The sequence below is a fragment of the Aeromonas media genome, assembly GCF_000819985.1.
Classification (GTDB): Bacteria; Pseudomonadota; Gammaproteobacteria; order Enterobacterales; family Aeromonadaceae; genus Aeromonas; species Aeromonas media.
Genome location: NZ_CDBZ01000197.1, coordinates 728 through 17512 on the forward strand (window position 1 = coordinate 728; position 16785 = coordinate 17512).

The window sequence follows — 16785 nt, forward strand, 5'->3', positions numbered from 1 at the left end:
GTATGGCAAGGGGGGCCTTGCCAGGGGAGAGAAGCTTGTCCAGGTGCAGGGAAGGGCCGCAGCCCCTCCCTCAGGCCAGTGCCAGCGACTGACGGGCGCGCCACAGCCGCTCGTGGAAGAAGAAGACGATGGTGTTGATGGCGGGCTCTATCAGCGCCATCACGCCACCGGTGAGCAGCTCGCCGCTCAGCAGGTAGGCGACGGCGAAGGCCACCGAAAAGTGCACCAGGGCGAAGCTGCTGGTCTTGGCCTGCAGGCTGTGATCGGGCTTGAGCTTGTGCCAACCAAGGTCGTGAAAGTAGAAGGCGACCGTGTTGACGGCGGGCTCGATCAGGGCGATCAGGCTGGCGGTGAGCAGTTCGCCGGTCAGCAGGTAAGCCACGGTGAAGGCGACACTGAAGTGCAGGATGGCGAAGCTGATGGTCTTTTTCATGATGGTGTCTCCTCTGGCGATAAAGGCAGTATTACCCAGAACTCCATCAAATGAAAACCATTCTCATCTATCGGCGAAATAGAAAATGCCTATCAACCGGGGGAGAAGCCACCAGATTGGGAGTTGCCTGGGGCCACAACGGCGTTAGAGTGTGCCTTTTGCCATGAAAAAGGAGCTTTCATGACCATCAATGCCAACATCTATGTGCTGTTCATCCGTGCTGTTCATCCTGCTGCTGATGATCCTTGTCGGCGTCGTGGCCTGGCGACTGGCCCGGCGCAAGAGCCGCCACCCTGTGCTTGTCACCGTCCTGTGCGTGCTGCTCTGCCTGGTACCGCCCTTCGCTCTGCTGGCGCTGCTCATTCTGGCGCTCTGGCGGGATATGCCCGTCAGGGCCTGAGGCGAGCGGTGTCATCCCGGCAACGGCAGACAGAGAAAAGCCCCTTTCGGGGCTTTATCGTGTTTGCGGTCGGTAAGGGGGTCAGTCGGCTGCCTTGTTGAGCCACTCCACCCTGTACTGGGCACCGGCGCCCTGGGCCAGCTTGGCGCACAGGGGTTTGAGGAAGGCTTCGATCTGCTCGTCCAGCATCCAGGGGGGGCTGACGATCAGCATGCCTGAGCCGTTCATGCCCCAGTCGGCGGTCTGGCCGGCCACTTCGAGCTCCGCCACCAGGACGTTGCCGAAGTTCTCCCGCTTGATCGCTTTGAGCATATCGCGGGACTTGTCCGCCTCCTGCCCGAGGATGGGATACCAGAGGGCATAGATGCCGGTGGCCCAGCGCTTCTGTGCTTTTTTAAGGGTATCGACCACGGCGAAGTAATCTTCCTTGAGCTCATAGGGAGGGTCGATGAGCACCAGCCCCCGGCGCGGCGTCGGCGGCAGCAGGGCCACCAGCCCCTCGAAGCCGTCGCGATGGTGGACGGCGACACGGGGGTCGTAGCCCATGTTGGCGCGAAGATCCTCCACCTCGTTGTTGTGCAGCTCCATCAGCGCCAGCTTGTCCTGATCGCGGATAAGGCGGCGCGACAGCTCCGGCGAGCCCGGGTAGTAGTGCAGCTGACCATCGCTGTTCATCTCCTCGATGACGCCCAGATAGGGGGCCATGGCTGACCACTGGGCCCGCTCGTCCCACAGGCGGCCGATGCCGTCGGCGTACTCCGCCTTCTTCTGGGACCAGTCGCCGCGCAGGTCATAGAGACCGCCGCCGGCATGGGTGTCCAGCACGATGAAGGGTTTCTCCTTCTTCTTGAGGGACTCGATGATCAGGGCCTGGACGGCGTGCTTCAGGACGTCGGCGTGGTTGCCGGCGTGAAAGGCGTGGCGGTAGCTCAGCATATTAGGTCTCTGAGGGGGCCCTGCTGGGCACCCAGTAACGATAGATAGTTCAACAGGTTGTGGCTCTTGCCACGAAACAGGGAGAGGCCGCGCAGGGTCTGCAGCAGGACCCCCTGTTGCAGCCGCTCCAGCTCCAGCTCGTGCGCCAGCATGGCCTGGTACTCTTCCTCGGCCAGCCGTGACTTGGCTTGCTGGCGCAGGGTGCGCCAGGGGAGCAGCACGGCCTCGGTCTGGACCAGGGCCGGTTGCAGATCGGTGAGATCGACCGGGATGCCGAGCAAGTCCAGATGATGCAGCAGGAGCGCCAGGTTGACGTTGCCCCCCTGGCTCTGCACATTGAGCCAGTCTTGGCTTCGCTCGCCATAGACCTTGCCGCTCCAGTGCCAGAAGCCGAGCGGCGTCGGCAGTTCGTGCACGGCAACCCGATCGCTTGCCATCAGCCGTTCATCACGCAAAGAAGGCCTGCTCCATGGTTTCCAGCTCCTCAGAGAGGCTCATCCACTCCAGCTCCACCTCTTCCAGCTGCTCCTTGAGGGGGCCCTGGGACTTGAGCAGCTCGGAGAGCCTGGTTTTCGCGCTCTCTTCGTAGATGGCGGGATCGGCGAGCTGGCTCTCGATGTCGCCAAGCTTGCCCTGCAGCTTCTCCATGCTGGCCTCGAGCTTCTCGAGCTTCTGGCGCAGTGGCCGGGTCTGCTGGCGGAACTGGGCCTCGAGCCGCTTCTGATCCTTGCGTGCCACCGCCGAGTTGGCCGAGACGGGGCCGTCCGTCGGCTTGGCGTTGGCCTCTTTCTCCTGCTCCCCGAGCCACTTGTGGTAGTCGTCCAGATCGCCGTCGAACGGCTCGACCCGGCCACCGTGCACCAGATAGAAGTCATCGGTGGTGGTGCGCAGCAGGTGACGGTCGTGGGAGACCACTACCATGGCACCCTCGAAGCCTTGCAGCGCCATGGTCAGGGCGTGGCGCATCTCCAGATCCAGGTGGTTGGTCGGTTCATCCAGCAGCAAGAGGTTTGGCTTTTGCCAGGTGATGAGGGCCAGCACCAGCCGCGCCTTTTCACCGCCGGAGAAGGGGGCCACCTTGTCCAGCGCCTTGTCACCGTGGAAGCCGAAGCTGCCGAGGTAGTTGCGCAGCTCCTGCTCGGACTTGTCCGGCGCGAGGCGGGCCAGGTGATCGAGCGGGGTATCGTCCAGGCGCAGGGTCTCGAGCTGATGCTGGGCGAAGTAGCCGATGCTGACCCCGGCGCTCACCTCCAGCTTGCCGGAGAGCGGCGCATTGGAGCCCGACAGCATCTTGATGAAGGTGGACTTGCCTGCGCCATTGCGCCCCAGCAGGCCGATGCGTGAGCCCGGCACCAGGTTCATCTTTATCTTCTCCAGGATCACCTTGTCACCGTAACCGGCGCACAGGTTCTCCATGGCGATGAGGGGGGTCGGCAGGGCCGAGGGCTCGCGAAACTCGAAGCTGAACTCGGAGTCGGCGTGGGCGGGCAGTATCTTCTCCATCCGCTCCATGGCTTTCAGCCGGCTCTGGGCTTGACGGGCCTTGGAGGCCTTGTAGCGGAATCTGTCCACATAGGCCTGCATGTGGGACATCTCCCGCTGCTGCTTCTCGTACATGGACTGCTGCTGGGCCAGTTGCTCGGCGCGCTGCAGCTCGAAGTCGGAGTAGCCGCCGGTGTATTCGTTGAGCTTGCCGTTCTCGATGTGGATGATGCGGTTGATGACCGAATCGAGGAAGTCGCGGTCGTGAGAAATCAGCACCAGCGTGCCCTGATAGCCCTTGAGCCACTTCTCCAGCCAGATGACGGCATCCAAATCCAGGTGGTTGGTCGGTTCATCGAGCAGCAGCAGATCGGAGCGGCAGAGCAGGGCCTGGGCCAGGTTCAGGCGCATGCGCCAGCCACCGGAGAAGCTACGCACCGGCGAGTCGAGCTGATCGCCCCCAAAGCCCAGGCCGTGCAGCAGCTCGGCGGCGCGGGCGCGGATGCTGTAGGCGCCTATGGTGTCTAGCCTGCCGTGCAGCTCGGCCACCAGGATGCCGTTGTCATCCGCCTCGGCCTGGGCCAGCTGGGCTTCGAGGGCGCGGAACTCCTTGTCGCCATCGACCACGTATTCGAGCGCGGAGCAGTCCAGCGCCGGGGTCTCCTGGGCCACGCCGGCAATCTGCCAGCCGGCGGGCAGGCTGAAGCTGCCGTTGTCGATGGCCAGCTCGCCCCGCACCAGCGCAAAGAAGGTGGACTTGCCACAGCCGTTCTTGCCCACCAGGCCCACCTTGTGGCCGGGGTGTATGGTGGCGGACGCGTTGTCCAGCAGCGTGCGGCCGCCGCGGATCAGTTCGATTTGACTGGCAACTATCATGGATGGATCTGCTTGGCTCAATGAAGGGGAGAAACTGGCGCGGATCTTACGTGAAATGACTCGGATTTGCACTTGAGGCTGGTGGGCATGGCTGGCTGCGGCAAGAAAAACGTGCCATAACAGAGACATCTGTCAGGGGGCGGGAGGCTTCCATGTTGATTAAAGAGATCATGACGACCCGGGTTGCGACCGTTTCCATGGATGACAGGCTCAATGTCATCAAGGCGATTTTCGAGCAGGCTCACTTTCGCCACCTGCTGGTGGTGGAGGAGGAGGTGCTGGTGGGGGTCATCTCGGATCGGGATCTGCTGCGCGCCATCAGCCCCTATCTCGACACGGATGCCGAGATGAACCGCGACACCGAGACCCTCAACCGACGCGCCCACCAGATCATGAGTCGCGAGCCCATCACCATCTCTCCCGAACGTTCCTTGCAGGAGGCAGCCAGCATCATGCTGGAGCAGCATGTCTCCTGCCTGCCGGTGCTGGAAAACGGCGCCCTGGTGGGCATCGTCAGCTGGAAAGACCTGCTGCGCGTCATGCGGGGCTGGCAACCGACCTGAAGCTTCTTGGGTGCGCATGGAGCCCACCCCACCTGGCCCTTATTGAACACCACTCGATACAAGTGTCTGTTATATCGATATAAGGCGTTTTTATTGTTCTTGTTTTATGTCTTTTGTGGTTTAAAATTCCAAATTAATCGGCCTTTGTGACACTTGGTGTCGCAATGACTGGATTGCATCGTGTTTTTCTAATAAATCGACCCCAGCTTCAGTTCCCATCAAGGTTCGCAGATCTACCCTAGGTCATCGGAAATGAACCCGATTCAAAATGACAACGACCGAGCACAGGTCTGGTTTACACCTCAGAGGAACGAACAATGAAAAAGACAGCATTGACGATGGCCATCTCCAGCCTGCTGCTGGCCGGTGGTGCACAAGCTTCTACCGTTTACAACCAGGATGGTACCAAGCTTGACATCGGTGGCCGTGTTCAAGGCATGTACTACGGCAGCGACAACGACGACGAGAGTGGCGATCAGAGCTACCTGCGTCTGAACATCGCTGGCGAGACCCGCATCAACGACGAAACCGTCGCCAACGGTTTTGTGCAGTACAACGTCCCGACCAACAGCTCCGACAACGAGCTGCGTTATGCCTACGTTGGCATCAAGAACGATCGCTTCGGCGCCTTCAGCTACGGTCGTCAGGACGGTCTGATTGCCAAGGCCGTTAACGACTACACCGACGTTCTGCCGGAGTGGGGCGGAGATGGCCTGGGCAAGGGTACCGAAGTGTTCGGTACCGGTCGTACCAACGGCCTGGCTCAGTACATCTACACCTTCGACGGCCTGGTGCTGGGTGCCCAGTTCACCGGCGAGAACGAAGCGCAGAACGAGAGCGCGTCCAGCTGGACCAAGGGCTCCGAAGAGGGCTACGCCCTGTCTGCCAACTACAACTTCGACATGGGCATCAGCCTGGGTCTGGCCTATAACCAGGCCGGCAAGACCGCCGATCAGGCTGCCAACTCCAACTTCGGTGGCAGCGAAGACGCCAAGCTGACCGCAGTCGGCATCAAGTACGCAGCCAACAACCTGTATGCTGCCGCGACCTATGCCTATGGCGAAGACCATGTCTACGTTAACAATGCCGGCAACAACGGTTACGTTAGCGAGAGCAACGGTTACGAAGCCGTAGTTCAGTACACCTGGGGCCAGTGGAAGCCGTCCCTGGCGTACAACCGTCTGGACGTGAAAGACGCCGACCAGAACATTGACGATACCCTGACCGAGTACGTGTCCATCGGTGCCTGGTACAACATCAACGACAACTTCGATGTCTACGTTGATTACAAGGCCAACCTGCTGAGCAGCGACGGCACTGACGGGTACAACAAGTTCGGCCAGAACACCGACGACGTCGTTGGCGTGGCCATGCAGTACCACTTCTAAGTCATTCCCTGACTGCCTACTGTATTTTTGGACCGGCCGCTTTGCGGCCGGTTTTTTTATGGGCGCCACATCGGGTGGGCGTGTTATCGGGCGTCAGGCCAATCCCGGGTTCAGCATTGTCCCCTGCTGGTCGATAACTCTCTGTGTCGGGTCGGTGGCGATGAGGGACGACTGTCACTGGGCTATGGGGCGAGGATCACGTCCCGTGGCCAAGTTCCTATCTTTTCTCGACCCTTTTCATTATTTCTATAGAGACTTGCGTTGCTCCTGCCGGGAGAATGCGGGTCTGGTTGGCATGCTGGCGCCCCATCGCGGGGCGGCACTCGGGAAACGGACGTAAGGGCTTTATATGGCGAGCATATTGGATTCAGTGGATCAACGTACCCAGCTGGTGGGGGAGAATCGCCTGGAGTTGTTGATGTTCCGGCTGGGTACCCAGCAGCTCTTTGCGATCAACGTCTTCAAGGTGCGGGAGGTGGTGAAGCTGCCCCATCTCAACAAGATGCCGGGCTCCCATCACAACATCAGCGGCGTGGCGAACATCCGCGGCGTCTCCATTCCCGTCATCAACCTGCGCGGTGCCATCGGCATGCGCCCCATGGCGGTCGACAACGAATCCAACCTCATCATCACCGAATACAACCGCACCATTCAGGGGTTCCTGGTGGGGCAGGTGGCCCACATCGTCAACATGACCTGGAAGGACATACTGCCGCCCCCCCGTTCGGCGGGCCGCGCCAACTACCTCACCGCCATCACCCGTGTCCCGGAGGGCGGGGTCGATCAGATCGTCGAAATCATCGACGTGGAGAAGGTGCTGGCGGAGATCATCACCTATGACATCCGCATCTCGGCGGAGGTGCTGGACAAGGAGATCCTGCCCCAGATGCAGGGGCGCCGGGTGCTCATCGTCGATGACTCCAGCACGGCCCGCAATCAGGTGCGCGAGACCCTCGCCCAGCTCGGCCTCGAGGTGATCGAGTGCCAGGATGGCTTGCAGGCGCTCAAGCTGCTCAAGGGGTGGTGCGATGCGGGCAAGAAGGTGACTGACGAGATCATGCTGATGATAACGGACGCCGAGATGCCTGAGATGGATGGCTACCGTCTGACCCACGAGGTGCGCAGCGATCCGCGCATGGCCGATCTCTTCATCACCCTCAACACCTCCCTGAGCGGCAACTTCAACGAGGCCATGGTCAAGAAGGTGGGATGCGATCGCTTCATCTCCAAGTTCCAGCCTGATTTGCTGGTCGGGGTTACCCAGGAGCGCATGCGCCAGATCCTGGGGGCTTGAACCCGACTCAAGGGCTTATCGCCTCAAACCAAATCGATAACAGAACACCCGCCAAGGCGGGTGCTCTGTTTTGGCGGGCAGGGGCCAATGCCGTCCCCTGGGGTCACTGGGTCAGCAGGGGTTCGATAAAGCGGGCTACCCGATCGCGGATCTGGGGCTGCGCCGCCGCCGTGGGGTGGATCCCATCGTTCATCATGAGTTCAGGGCGCAGCACAATATCATCGAGAAAGAAGGGCATCAGCGGCAGGCCATTGGCTTGCGCCAGCTCCGGGAAGATCTGCTCGAACTGCTGCAGGTAGCGAGCGCCATAGTTGCGCGGCAACTGGATCTGGGTCAGCACCGTCTTCGTCTGGCTGGCCTTGGCCAGCGCCACCATCTTGGTGAGGTTGGCCCGGGTGATGGCGGGGGCAAAGCCGCGCAGGCCATCGTTGCCGCCGAGCTCGATCAGCACCCAGTCAGGCTTGTGCTCCTCGAGCAGGGCGGGCAGGCGGGCCAGCCCTCCCTGGGTGGTTTCACCACTGATGCTGGCGTTGATGAGCTTGTGCTCGCCACCCTGCTGCTGCCATTTTTCATTGAGCAGGGCAGGCCAGCTCTGTTCGGCCGGCATCTGGTAGCCGGCACTCAGGCTGTCCCCCAGTACCAGCAGGGTTTGCGCCTGAGCTGATGAGAGCCAGCCACACAGGCAACTCAAGACGAACAAGACACGTATCATGCATTCAACTCCCAAGATCTATGGTCATTACAGGTTCAGGCAAACAGGAAACGTATCATGAGTTCAACGCCCATTATCACCGTCAGGGGGCTCGGCAAAACCGTTCGCCTCGGCCAGGAAAGTCTCACCATCCTTGAAGGGATCGATCTGCAAGTCAATACCGGCGAGACGCTGGCGCTGGTCGGTGCCTCCGGCTCTGGCAAGTCCACCCTGCTCGGCCTGCTGGCCGGGCTGGATCTGCCGAGCAGCGGCGAGATAGAGATCCTGGGTCAATCCCTCACCCGGCTGGACGAGGAGGGGCGGGCCAGATTGCGCGCCGAGCAGGTGGGGTTCGTGTTCCAGTCCTTCCTGCTGCTGCCCACCCTGAGTGCCCTGGAGAACGTCATGCTGCCGGCCGAGCTGCGCGGCGAGACCGACTGTGAGCCCCGGGCCCGCGAGCTGCTCACCCAGGTCGGGCTGGCCGAGCGGCTGCACCACCTGCCGCCGCGCCTATCTGGGGGGGAACAGCAGCGGGTCGCCATCGCCCGGGCCTTCATGACCCGGCCCAGCCTGCTGCTGGCGGACGAGCCGACTGGCAACCTCGACAGCAAGACGGGGGAGACGGTGATCGAGCTGCTGTTTCGCCTCAACCGTGAGCACAACACCACCTTGGTGGTGGTGACCCATGATCATGAGTTGGCCCAGCGCTGCCAGCGGCAACTGGTGATGGCGGCGGGACGGCTGGAGGTGGAGCCCGTTGCGGCGGCCAGGGTGGGAGAGTTGTCATGAGTCAGTGGCGACTGGGTTTCAAGTTGCTGCGCCGGGAAGGCTTCAGCGGGGAGCTGCGCTGGTTCGTGCTGGCGCTGGCCCTGAGCGTGGCCTGTGTGCTGAGTGTGGCCCTGGTGGCGGATCGGCTGGATGCGGGGCTCAAGGCCTCGGGCCGCGACTTCATCGGGGCGGATCGGGTGCTGCGCTCCGCCACCCCGGCGCCCGAGGCCTGGCTCGCCCAGGCGAAGCAGGAGGGGCTCCTCGTCCAGACCACGGTCAGCTTCAACAGCATGTTGTTTCACGGCGATGGCCTGCAACTGGCGTCCATTCGCGCCGTGCCGGGCGATTTTCCCTTCTATGGCAAGCTGGAGCTGATGCCCCAGCGCGCCCCAGCGCCCGGCGAGATCTGGCTCTCCGCCCGGGTGATGCAGTTGCTCGGCGCCACACTCGGGGACGAGCTGGAGGTCGGCAACACCAGATTGACGGTGGCGGGGGAGCTGGGCCAGGAGCCGGATCAGGGCTTCAGCCCCTTCCAGATGGCGCCAAGGGCGCTGATCCACAGCGCCGATATCGAGGCGACCGGCGCCCTCTTGCCGGGCAGCCGCCAGCAGTGGCGTTATCTCATCAAGGGATCCCGGGAGGGGGTCGCCCGCTATGATCGCTGGCTCAAGCCCAAGCTGACGGCTGGGCAGAAGCTGATCAAGCCGGGCGATGAGGGCTCCCAGGTCGGCAAGTCCCTGGCCAATGCCGAGCGCTTCTTCCGCCTGGCGTCCCTGGCCGGCGTGCTGCTGGGGGCGCTGGCCATGGGCATAGCGGTGCGCCACTTCGCCGAGCGCCAGACCAACATGGTGGCGCTGCTCAAGACGTTGGGAGCGTCGCGGCGTACCCTCTGGCAACTGATGGGGATGCTCCTCGCCTCCCTGACCCTGATAGGTGCCCTGATCGGCCTGGTGGCGGGGAGCGCCATGCAGTGGCTGACGCTGCAACTGCTGGGGGATCTGCTGCCAGCTGATCTGCCGCCGCCCTCCTGGCGTCCCTTCGCCCTGGGTCTGGCGGTCGCCTTCTTCATCACCTTGCTGCTGGCCTTCGTCCCCTTCCTGCGTCTGCTCAAGGTGCCACCGCTGCGGGTGCTGCGCCGGGAGCTGGAGGCGGGCATCCCCCCCTGGCTGACGGTGCCGGTTGGCCTGCTCGGCTTGTTCGGGCTGGTTTGGGGCTTTACCGCCGATGTCAGGCTGGCGCTCGGTCTCATCGGGGGCATGGGGTTGTTGATGGTGCTGCTGGCGCTGCTGGCCTCCGGGCTGCTGCGACTCGGTGGTCGGCTCAAGGGGCCCCATGCCCTGCGTCTGGCCATCAGCCACCTCTCCCGCGAGCGCGGCAGCGGCCTGTTCCAGCTGGCGGGCTTTGCCCTGGCGCTCATGCTGTTCGGGCTCTTGTGGGCGGCGCGGGTCGATCTGCTGGATGATTTCTCCGCCCGCCTACCCGCGGATGCCCCCAACCGCTTCCTGGTCAATGTGGCCGACGGGGAGCGCGACGGCATACTGGCGGACCTGCACAAGGCCGGGGCCATCACCTCGGACTTCTACCCCATGGTGCGCGGGCGTCTGACCCGGATCGCCGGTCAGGCGGTGGGTGAGGATGCGGCGCGGGAGGGAGTGAACCGCGAGCTCAACTTCACCACCACGGCGACCCTGCCCCCCGACAACCAGGTCACCTCGGGGCAGTGGCTCGGCGGCAAGGGGGAGGTCTCCGTCGACGAGGTGCTGGCGGGCCAGCTTGGCATCGCCCTGGGGGACGCCCTCAGCTTCACCATAGAGGGGCGCAGCTTCGAGGCCAGGGTGACCAGCCTGAGGTCCATCAAGTGGGACAACATGCGCCCGAACTTCTACATGATCTTCTCGCCGGACGTGCTGGCCCCCTTCTCCCAGACCTGGCTTGGCAGCTATCGCCTGCCGCCTGAGGGACGCAGTGCCGAGGTGGAGATCATCCGTCGCCACCCCACGGTGAGTCTCATCGATGTGGAGGATCTGATAGGGCGGCTGACTGTGGTCTCGGATCAGGTGAGCCGGGCGTTGGGGCTGATGCTGGGGCTGGTGACGGTGGCCGCCCTGCTGGTGCTGCTGACCCAGACCCAGGCCAGCATGGCCGCCCGGCGCCGGGAGCTGCTGCTGATGCGCACCCTGGGGGCGGGCAGCAAACTGCTCGAGAAGATGCTGCGTTGGGAACTGGTGGCCAGTGGCGCCCTGGCGGGGCTGTGCGCCGCCATGGTGGTGGAGCTCTGCTCCTTTGGCCTGCAGTGGTGGTGGTTCGATGGCCAGTGGCAGTTCCATTGGGCCATCTGGGCCGGCCTGCCCTTGCTGGGGGCCCTGCTGGTGACCCTGGCCGGTCAGGGCATGCGCCGCCAGTTGCTGGCGGGCACCCTGAGCGACCGGTTAAGAGGTCTGGGGCAGGGGCTGCTCTGACAGCTCCCTGGCGAGGTGCCAGTCGTAAAAATCCCGACTTCGGTCGGGATTTTTCATAATGGCTTCAGCGCGGGGCTTGCAGCAGGTTGCCGAGGGCCTCGGGGAGGGCCGGATAGGTGAAGTGGAACCCCGCCTCCTGCAAGCGTGCGGGCAGGACGTGCTGGCCGGTGAGCAGCAGATCCGCCGCCTCGCCCATCAGCAGTCGAAGCACCTGGGCTGGCACGAAGAAGAGGTGCGGGCGATGGAGTGTGCTGGCCAGGGTCTGGCTGAACTGGCGATTGCTGACCGGCTGCGGGGCCGTGCCATTGAAGATCCCCTCGCACTCGTCGTGCTCGAGCAGGAACAGCATGGCCCGCACCAGATCCTGCACATGGATCCAGCTCATCGTCTGGGTGCCCGGGCCCATGGGGCCGCCGAGCCCCAGCCGATAGGGGGGCAGCATCCTGGGCAGGGCGCCGCCATCGGTGCCGAGCACCAGGCCGATGCGCACTATGCAGACCCGGGTCTGGGCGCCGCGGGCTTGCAGGGCCAGTTGCTCCCACCGCTGGCAGAGCCGGTGGGTGAACTCGTCGTGAGGGTGGTGGCAGCGCTCGTCCAGAGGCTCATCCCCCTGGCGGCCATACCAGCCGATGGCGGAGGCGTTCAGCAGCAATCTGGGTGGCGTGCTGGAGAGCTTGATGAGATCGACCAGTTGCTCGGTCAGCAGCCAGCGGCTGTTGCACAACAACTGCTTGCGGGATTCGCTCCAGCGGCCGGCGGCGATGGGCTCCCCGGCCAGGTTGATGACGATGTCCACGTCGTTGAGGTGGTCCAGCCGGTCCAGGTTGTCGAGCAGAGTGACGTCATGGCCAAGCAGCTCATAGGCCCGGCTACCCTGACGGGTCAACACCACCACGTCATGCGCCACCTTGAGGTGTGCCACCAGGCGGCGGCCGATAAAGCCTGTGCCTCCCGTGATCAGTATCTTCATGTCCTGCCTCCCTGACGGCTGTTCGCTCTACTCTAGAGGCTGGGCGCTGGATGGACAAGATCCTGTTTTTATGAGCATTATAAATTCACGATGGGGCATGCTAGTGCACCTTGCGCTGGCGGCGGCACGAAGCGTCGATGGGGGTGGTATTTGTCGACCATGCCGCCATTCGCTTTGTATCTGGACGCATCACCATTACTTGCCAAGCGGACAGCAGCGAGTAAACTCGTCCGCTTTTTCGCCGTGACCATGAGGGCAGTTATGCCATTTCGTCGTTTAAGGGTGCGTCAATTCTATGTCCGGCTGGTCTGTGCCCTGCTGGCGGGTCTGCTGCCCATGGTGCTGGGACTGGCCATCATCGTCTGGCAGACCGCCACCGGGGTGCGGCAGGATGCGGTGGCGCGGCTGCAACATGCCAGGCTGATGTTTGACCGTACTCTGGACAACGCCCAAGTGGCGGCGTCGGCCCTTCGCGGCAGCCTGGACAAGCCCTGCCTCGAGGTGGTGCAGGGGCTGCGGGATCAGGTGGCGACGGTGCCGGATGTGCGCAGCGTCAACCTGGCCGAGGGCACGACCATCTACTGCACCTCCCTCTATGGGCCGGTCAGCGGGGAGATCCGGCTGGGCGACTATGCGGATGGCAAGCTCGACCTGATGAAGGGCAATCCCGTTACCCCGAATCGTCCCCTCATCGTCTACCGGGAGGAGATCGGTGCGTTCAGCGTGCTGGTGGGTATAGATGGTTACTACCTGCTCAACATTCTGGACATGCTGAGCCGCAACTCCCCCCTCGGCCTGGTGGTCGGCCAGGAGATGCTGCTGCGGGACAGTCAGCTCACCGACAAGCTCATCCCCCCGGGCAGCCAGGGCTATCTGGAGGAGCGCTCGACCAGGTATCCGTTCAAGGTGGTGACCAGGGTATCGGTCGGTGAGTACAGGGCCCATATCTGGGACTACTCCAAGGTCGGCATCATCGTCTATCCCCTGCTGAGCCTGCTGTTCGGGGTGGGGATCTTCTGGTTGACGGGACGATCGACCTCCCCGACCCAGGAGCTGAAGCGTGCGCTGGATCAGCAGGAGTTCATTCCCTACCTGCAACCCGTGGTGACCGGGGACGATGCGCACTGGAGCGGCTGCGAGGTGCTGATGCGCTGGCAACATCCCCGCCAGGGCATGATCTCGCCGGATCGCTTCATTCCGCTCGCGGAAGACAGCGGCCTCATAGTCCCCATGACCCGGTTGCTGATGGCCCAGGTGCGGGAGGCGTTTGCCCCCCTGGCGGATAAGCTGCCCAGGGGGTTCCACTTCGGTTTCAACATCAGCGCCAGCCACTGCAAGGATCTCAGCCTGGTGGACGATTGCCGGGACTTCATCTATGCCTTCCGGGATAACCCCATCAAGCTGGTGCTGGAGTTGACCGAGCGCGAGCTCATCGTGGCGGACGAGGTGACTGACCGGCTGTTCGCCGAGCTGCACCAGCTCGGGGTCTTCATCGCCATCGACGACTTCGGCACCGGCCACTCCAGCCTGACCTATCTGCAGACCTTCCAGGTGGACTTCCTCAAGATCGATCAGAGTTTCGTCGGCATGATAGGGTCGGATGCGCTCTCCAGCCACATCGTCGAGAACGTCATCGATCTGGCGACCCGGCTCGGTCTGCTGCTGGTGGCTGAGGGGGTGGAGACCCAGGTTCAGGCCGATTACCTGAAAGCGCGCAAGGTGGACTTCCAGCAGGGTTACCTCTATGGCAGGCCCATGCCGATGACTGTCTTTGCCAGCCAGCTACCCGCCCAGAAGGGATCGTCAGCCTGAGGGGCCGCGCCTTGGCTAGCGGCTCCAATGGTCTGCCCATCCACGTCTTGCCCGCTCACCGGGGCTGACGGCGAGACATAAAAAAACCAGCGACCCGGGTCGCTGGTTTTTTTCATCTTCAGAGGGTTCAGAGCATGCGGGCCAGGGCGCGGCAGAGGCGCTTGATGCCCTCTTCCGTGGTGGCCTCATCCACGCAGGAGAAGCTCAGGCGCAGGGTGTTCTGGATCTCGGGGCGCACATAGAAGGGAGCACCGGGCACGAAGGCCACCTTCTCCTTGATCGCCTCGTCGAACAGGGCCATGGCACTGACGCTGGGCGGCAGGGTCAGCCAGAGGAACATGCCTCCCTCGGGACGGGTGTAGCTGACGCCGGGCGGGCAATGACGGCTCAGGGCGGCCTCCATGGCGGCCCGCTGGCGGCCATAGACCTCCTTGATCTTCTCCAGATGGGCGTCGAGGGAGTGATCGGTCAGGAAGCGGTGCAGCACCTGCTGGCTGAAGGCGTTGCTGTGCAGATCCGTGGCCTGCTTGGCGATGGTCACCTTCTTGCGCAGCCAGTCCGGTACCAGCATCCAGCCCAGACGGAAGGCGGGTACGACAGTCTTCGAGAAGGAGCCGAGCAGCACGGTATTGTTCGGCGCCAGCTTGGCGATGGGGGGAAGATGTTCCCCCTCGAAGCGCAGCTCGCCATAAGGGTCGTCTTCCACCATCAGCAGATCGTGGCGCACCAGGCGCTCGGCCAGGGCTTCACGGTTGGCGCGGCTGTAAGAGACCCCGCTCGGGTTCTGGAAGTTCGGCACGCCGTACAGCAGCCTGGCGCTGGAACCCTGCTCCAGCAGCGCATCCAGCGCGGCCAGATCCAGTCCCTCTTCCCCGAGGGTGATGGGCTTGAAGTTCGGTTGATAGACGGAGAACGCCTGGATGGCACCCAGGTAGCCCGGCTCTTCGATGATCAGATCCTGCCCCTCGTCCACCAGCACCTTGCCCAGCAGATCCAGCGCCTGTTGGGAGCCGCTGGTGATGAGGATGTTGTCCGGGTTGACCTCCATGCCGTGGCGGCTCAGGTAGCGGTCGGCGATGTACTGGCGCAGCGGGGCGAACCCTTCGGTAGTGGCGTATTGCAGCGCCGCGGCGCCCTGCTCGTGCAGCACGTCCTGGCAGGCTTGCTCGATGGCCTTGACCGGGAACAGATGAGGATTGGGCAGGCCGCCGGCGAAGGAGATGATCTCCGGATTGGCGGCGACTTTGAGGATTTCACGGATAAACGAAGGCTCTACCTTCTCGAAGCGCTGGGCAAAAAACGGCTGCATAGGGTTCTCTCTGACTAGGTGGCGGTCGCTCCATTCAACCGCCAGGTTATCCGTTTGTATCAGATTTCAGAAATGAGGCAATGGCTGTCACAAAAATCCATAAAAAAGGGCAGGTTTGGCACCTGCCCGAATTTTATCGCTTCGACCCTGGCCGAGGGCGCAAAAAGCCCTGCCAGTTGTTCATCGGTCGGGATGGGGCACTCAGATCCCCGGCGCCTTGAGGAAGCTGATCATCAGATCCGTGTTGGCACCGAGCTGCTGCTGGACCCGGCCCGGGAACAGCTCGGCCATCTTGTCGAGGCGGTCGTGCTCGGTGTGCCAGATCTTGCCCCACTGGGTCTCGCTGTCCCGATCGCAGGCGCTCTTGCTGGTTTCGTCGTAGCAATCCCACAGCGCCGGGTTGGTGCTCTGGGAGTAGCCGTCATAACCATCTTCCCCGTTGATGGTGAAGTTGGTGGCCTCCACGTAGGCGATGGGCACCCCCAGACAGGCGAAGGGGGCGTGATCCGACCAGCTGCCGGTTTCCCCTTCCGGGTAACCGTCGTAGCTGGGGTGGATGGCGAAGGGGGTGGCGCTCTGCTTGGAGATGGTCAGCAGGCGATCGCGCACCTTGGGATCGAAGCTGTACCGGCTTGGCTCGGCGCAGTTGTACTCGGCCACGTCGGAGTGGGCGGAGTGGACATAGACGATGTCGCCCCCGGCGATGGTGTCGTAGTTCACCATGGCCAGCAGCTTGGCGACGGCGTCGCCGTCGAGGCTGGCGACATAGGCCCTGGAGCCGTTGAGGCCGTTTTCCTCCGCTCCGAAGAAGGCGAAGCGCACCGTGTAGGGCAGGGTTTGATCCTTGAGCGCCTCTGCGACCGCCAGCAGGGCCGCGACACCGGCGCCGTTGTCGGTGGCACCTTCGGATCCCTTCTTCTCGCCGGTACTGTCATAGTGGGCACCGATGAGGATTACCTTGTCGCTCTGACCCTTGAGTTCGGCGACCAGGTTCTGGGAGGTTCTGTCGGTGCCGCCCCGGGTGTAGCTGAAGGGCTGGTTCTGCACCTCGTAGCCCCAGCCAGTCAGATGATCCTGGATCCAGGCGGCGGCGCGGGTTTCGGCCTCGGTCCCCGTGGGTCTGGCGCCTATCCCCTCGGCGCTCGAGCTCAGTTGCACCAGGTATTCATAGGCCTGGGTGGCGGGCGCAGGGGGCTGGGAGTCATTGTCAGAGGTGTTGCACCCGGCCAGCAGGGACGGGATGACGAGGGTCAACAGGGCTTTTTTCATACTGCAATCCTTTGTTGTGTATGGTTTTATTTTTCCGCGTCAGGATGCACCTGACGCCCGGGAGATTCTGTGAAGGGGGTGGCATTTGTCAACCGCAGGGGCGGAATTGGTCAGTCAGGGGGGATTTGTTGTGCG

General features: G+C 63.1%; 15 protein-coding genes. 7 read left to right on the top strand and 8 right to left on the bottom strand.

The window, feature by feature from the left end; genetic code table 11:
* Positions 1–70: 70 nt before the first annotated feature.
* On the bottom strand, positions 71–433 hold the full coding sequence (locus tag BN1127_RS16730) for a DUF2061 domain-containing protein (RefSeq protein ID WP_042650187.1): 363 nt from the start codon (positions 431–433) through the stop codon (positions 71–73).
* Between the two features lie 190 nt (positions 434–623).
* Here BN1127_RS16730 and BN1127_RS16735 point away from each other — a divergent pair, with 190 nt between their 5' ends.
* The gene (locus BN1127_RS16735) at positions 624–833 is read left to right on the top strand and encodes a hypothetical protein (RefSeq protein WP_156139781.1); all 210 of its coding nucleotides are present in this window, start codon (positions 624–626) and stop codon (positions 831–833) included.
* An 81-nt stretch (positions 834–914) separates the two neighbouring features.
* Here the strand turns inward: BN1127_RS16735 and BN1127_RS16740 are convergent, their stop codons facing one another.
* Genes BN1127_RS16740 through BN1127_RS16750 form a run of 3 tightly spaced genes read right to left on the bottom strand, consistent with a single transcriptional unit; the run spans position 915 to position 4127 of the window.
* On the bottom strand, positions 915–1769 hold the full coding sequence (locus BN1127_RS16740; protein ID WP_042650189.1) for a 23S rRNA (adenine(2030)-N(6))-methyltransferase RlmJ: 855 nt from the start codon (positions 1767–1769) through the stop codon (positions 915–917).
* Positions 1763–2224: a DUF2390 domain-containing protein gene (locus tag BN1127_RS16745; protein WP_042650190.1), complete on the bottom strand. Its 462-nt coding sequence runs from the start codon at positions 2222–2224 to the stop codon at positions 1763–1765. The genes BN1127_RS16740 and BN1127_RS16745 overlap by 7 nt, the downstream gene beginning before the upstream one ends.
* Entirely contained in the window at positions 2217–4127 is a 1911-nt protein-coding gene (locus tag BN1127_RS16750; protein WP_042650191.1) for an ABC transporter ATP-binding protein, read from the bottom strand. The genes BN1127_RS16745 and BN1127_RS16750 overlap by 8 nt, the downstream gene beginning before the upstream one ends.
* A 152-nt stretch (positions 4128–4279) precedes the next feature.
* On the opposite strand from BN1127_RS16750, the gene BN1127_RS16755 reads away from it, so the two are divergent.
* The 3 genes from BN1127_RS16755 to BN1127_RS16765 all read left to right on the top strand — a co-directional run bounded on the left by BN1127_RS16755 (position 4280) and on the right by BN1127_RS16765 (position 7372).
* Positions 4280–4690 carry a CBS domain-containing protein gene (locus tag BN1127_RS16755; protein WP_005325920.1) on the top strand — a complete coding sequence of 137 codons (411 nt, stop codon included), beginning with the start codon at positions 4280–4282 and terminating at the stop codon, positions 4688–4690.
* A gap of 317 nt (positions 4691–5007) precedes the next feature.
* Positions 5008–6078 (top strand): porin, encoded by a 1071-nt coding sequence (locus BN1127_RS16760; protein ID WP_042650192.1) that lies wholly within the window; start codon positions 5008–5010, stop codon positions 6076–6078.
* Between the two features lie 349 nt (positions 6079–6427).
* The gene (locus BN1127_RS16765; protein WP_042650193.1) at positions 6428–7372 is read left to right on the top strand and encodes a chemotaxis protein CheV; all 945 of its coding nucleotides are present in this window, start codon (positions 6428–6430) and stop codon (positions 7370–7372) included.
* 103 nt (positions 7373–7475) lie between these two features.
* On the opposite strand, the gene BN1127_RS16770 is transcribed toward BN1127_RS16765, so the two are convergent.
* Positions 7476–8084, bottom strand: a complete 609-nt coding sequence (locus tag BN1127_RS16770) for an arylesterase (RefSeq protein ID WP_041205093.1) — start codon at positions 8082–8084, stop codon at positions 7476–7478.
* Positions 8085–8141: 57 nt separating this feature from the next.
* Between BN1127_RS16770 and BN1127_RS16775 the strand changes: the two genes are divergently transcribed.
* Positions 8142–8852, top strand: a complete 711-nt coding sequence (locus BN1127_RS16775; RefSeq protein WP_005325231.1) for an ABC transporter ATP-binding protein — start codon at positions 8142–8144, stop codon at positions 8850–8852.
* The gene (locus BN1127_RS16780; RefSeq protein ID WP_005325230.1) at positions 8849–11290 is read left to right on the top strand and encodes an ABC transporter permease; all 2442 of its coding nucleotides are present in this window, start codon (positions 8849–8851) and stop codon (positions 11288–11290) included. The genes BN1127_RS16775 and BN1127_RS16780 overlap by 4 nt, the downstream gene beginning before the upstream one ends.
* 64 nt (positions 11291–11354) lie before the next feature.
* Here the strand turns inward: BN1127_RS16780 and BN1127_RS16785 are convergent, their stop codons facing one another.
* Positions 11355–12260: a TIGR01777 family oxidoreductase gene (locus BN1127_RS16785; RefSeq protein ID WP_005325229.1), complete on the bottom strand. Its 906-nt coding sequence runs from the start codon at positions 12258–12260 to the stop codon at positions 11355–11357.
* Positions 12261–12521: 261 nt separating this feature from the next.
* On the opposite strand from BN1127_RS16785, the gene BN1127_RS16790 reads away from it, so the two are divergent.
* Complete coding sequence (locus tag BN1127_RS16790) at positions 12522–14072, top strand: EAL domain-containing protein (RefSeq protein WP_041205096.1); 1551 nt, start codon at positions 12522–12524, stop codon at positions 14070–14072.
* 127 nt (positions 14073–14199) lie between these two features.
* Here the strand turns inward: BN1127_RS16790 and BN1127_RS16795 are convergent, their stop codons facing one another.
* Together BN1127_RS16795 and BN1127_RS16800 are read right to left on the bottom strand one after the other, a co-directional pair.
* A complete protein-coding gene (locus tag BN1127_RS16795) occupies positions 14200–15381 on the bottom strand; it encodes an aminotransferase-like domain-containing protein (RefSeq protein ID WP_005325227.1) in 1182 nt (393 codons plus the stop codon).
* Between the two features lie 201 nt (positions 15382–15582).
* Entirely contained in the window at positions 15583–16650 is a 1068-nt protein-coding gene (locus BN1127_RS16800) for a M28 family metallopeptidase (protein WP_005325226.1), read from the bottom strand.
* Between the last annotated feature and the right edge of the window lie 135 nt (positions 16651–16785).

Coding starts and splice junctions, on each gene's coding strand:
- BN1127_RS16775 (WP_005325231.1), top strand. CDS start 8,142: ATGAGTTCAACGCCCATTATCACCGTCAGGGGGCTCGGCAAAACCGTT.
- BN1127_RS16780 (WP_005325230.1), top strand. CDS start 8,849: ATGAGTCAGTGGCGACTGGGTTTCAAGTTGCTGCGCCGGGAAGGCTTC.
- BN1127_RS16785 (WP_005325229.1), bottom strand. CDS start 12,260: ATGAAGATACTGATCACGGGAGGCACAGGCTTTATCGGCCGCCGCCTG.
- BN1127_RS16750 (WP_042650191.1), bottom strand. CDS start 4,127: ATGATAGTTGCCAGTCAAATCGAACTGATCCGCGGCGGCCGCACGCTG.
- BN1127_RS16795 (WP_005325227.1), bottom strand. CDS start 15,381: ATGCAGCCGTTTTTTGCCCAGCGCTTCGAGAAGGTAGAGCCTTCGTTT.
- BN1127_RS16760 (WP_042650192.1), top strand. CDS start 5,008: ATGAAAAAGACAGCATTGACGATGGCCATCTCCAGCCTGCTGCTGGCC.
- BN1127_RS16765 (WP_042650193.1), top strand. CDS start 6,428: ATGGCGAGCATATTGGATTCAGTGGATCAACGTACCCAGCTGGTGGGG.
- BN1127_RS16755 (WP_005325920.1), top strand. CDS start 4,280: ATGTTGATTAAAGAGATCATGACGACCCGGGTTGCGACCGTTTCCATG.
- BN1127_RS16790 (WP_041205096.1), top strand. CDS start 12,522: ATGCCATTTCGTCGTTTAAGGGTGCGTCAATTCTATGTCCGGCTGGTC.
- BN1127_RS16800 (WP_005325226.1), bottom strand. CDS start 16,650: ATGAAAAAAGCCCTGTTGACCCTCGTCATCCCGTCCCTGCTGGCCGGG.
- BN1127_RS16735 (WP_156139781.1), top strand. CDS start 624: ATGCCAACATCTATGTGCTGTTCATCCGTGCTGTTCATCCTGCTGCTG.
- BN1127_RS16740 (WP_042650189.1), bottom strand. CDS start 1,769: ATGCTGAGCTACCGCCACGCCTTTCACGCCGGCAACCACGCCGACGTC.
- BN1127_RS16730 (WP_042650187.1), bottom strand. CDS start 433: ATGAAAAAGACCATCAGCTTCGCCATCCTGCACTTCAGTGTCGCCTTC.
- BN1127_RS16770 (WP_041205093.1), bottom strand. CDS start 8,084: ATGATACGTGTCTTGTTCGTCTTGAGTTGCCTGTGTGGCTGGCTCTCA.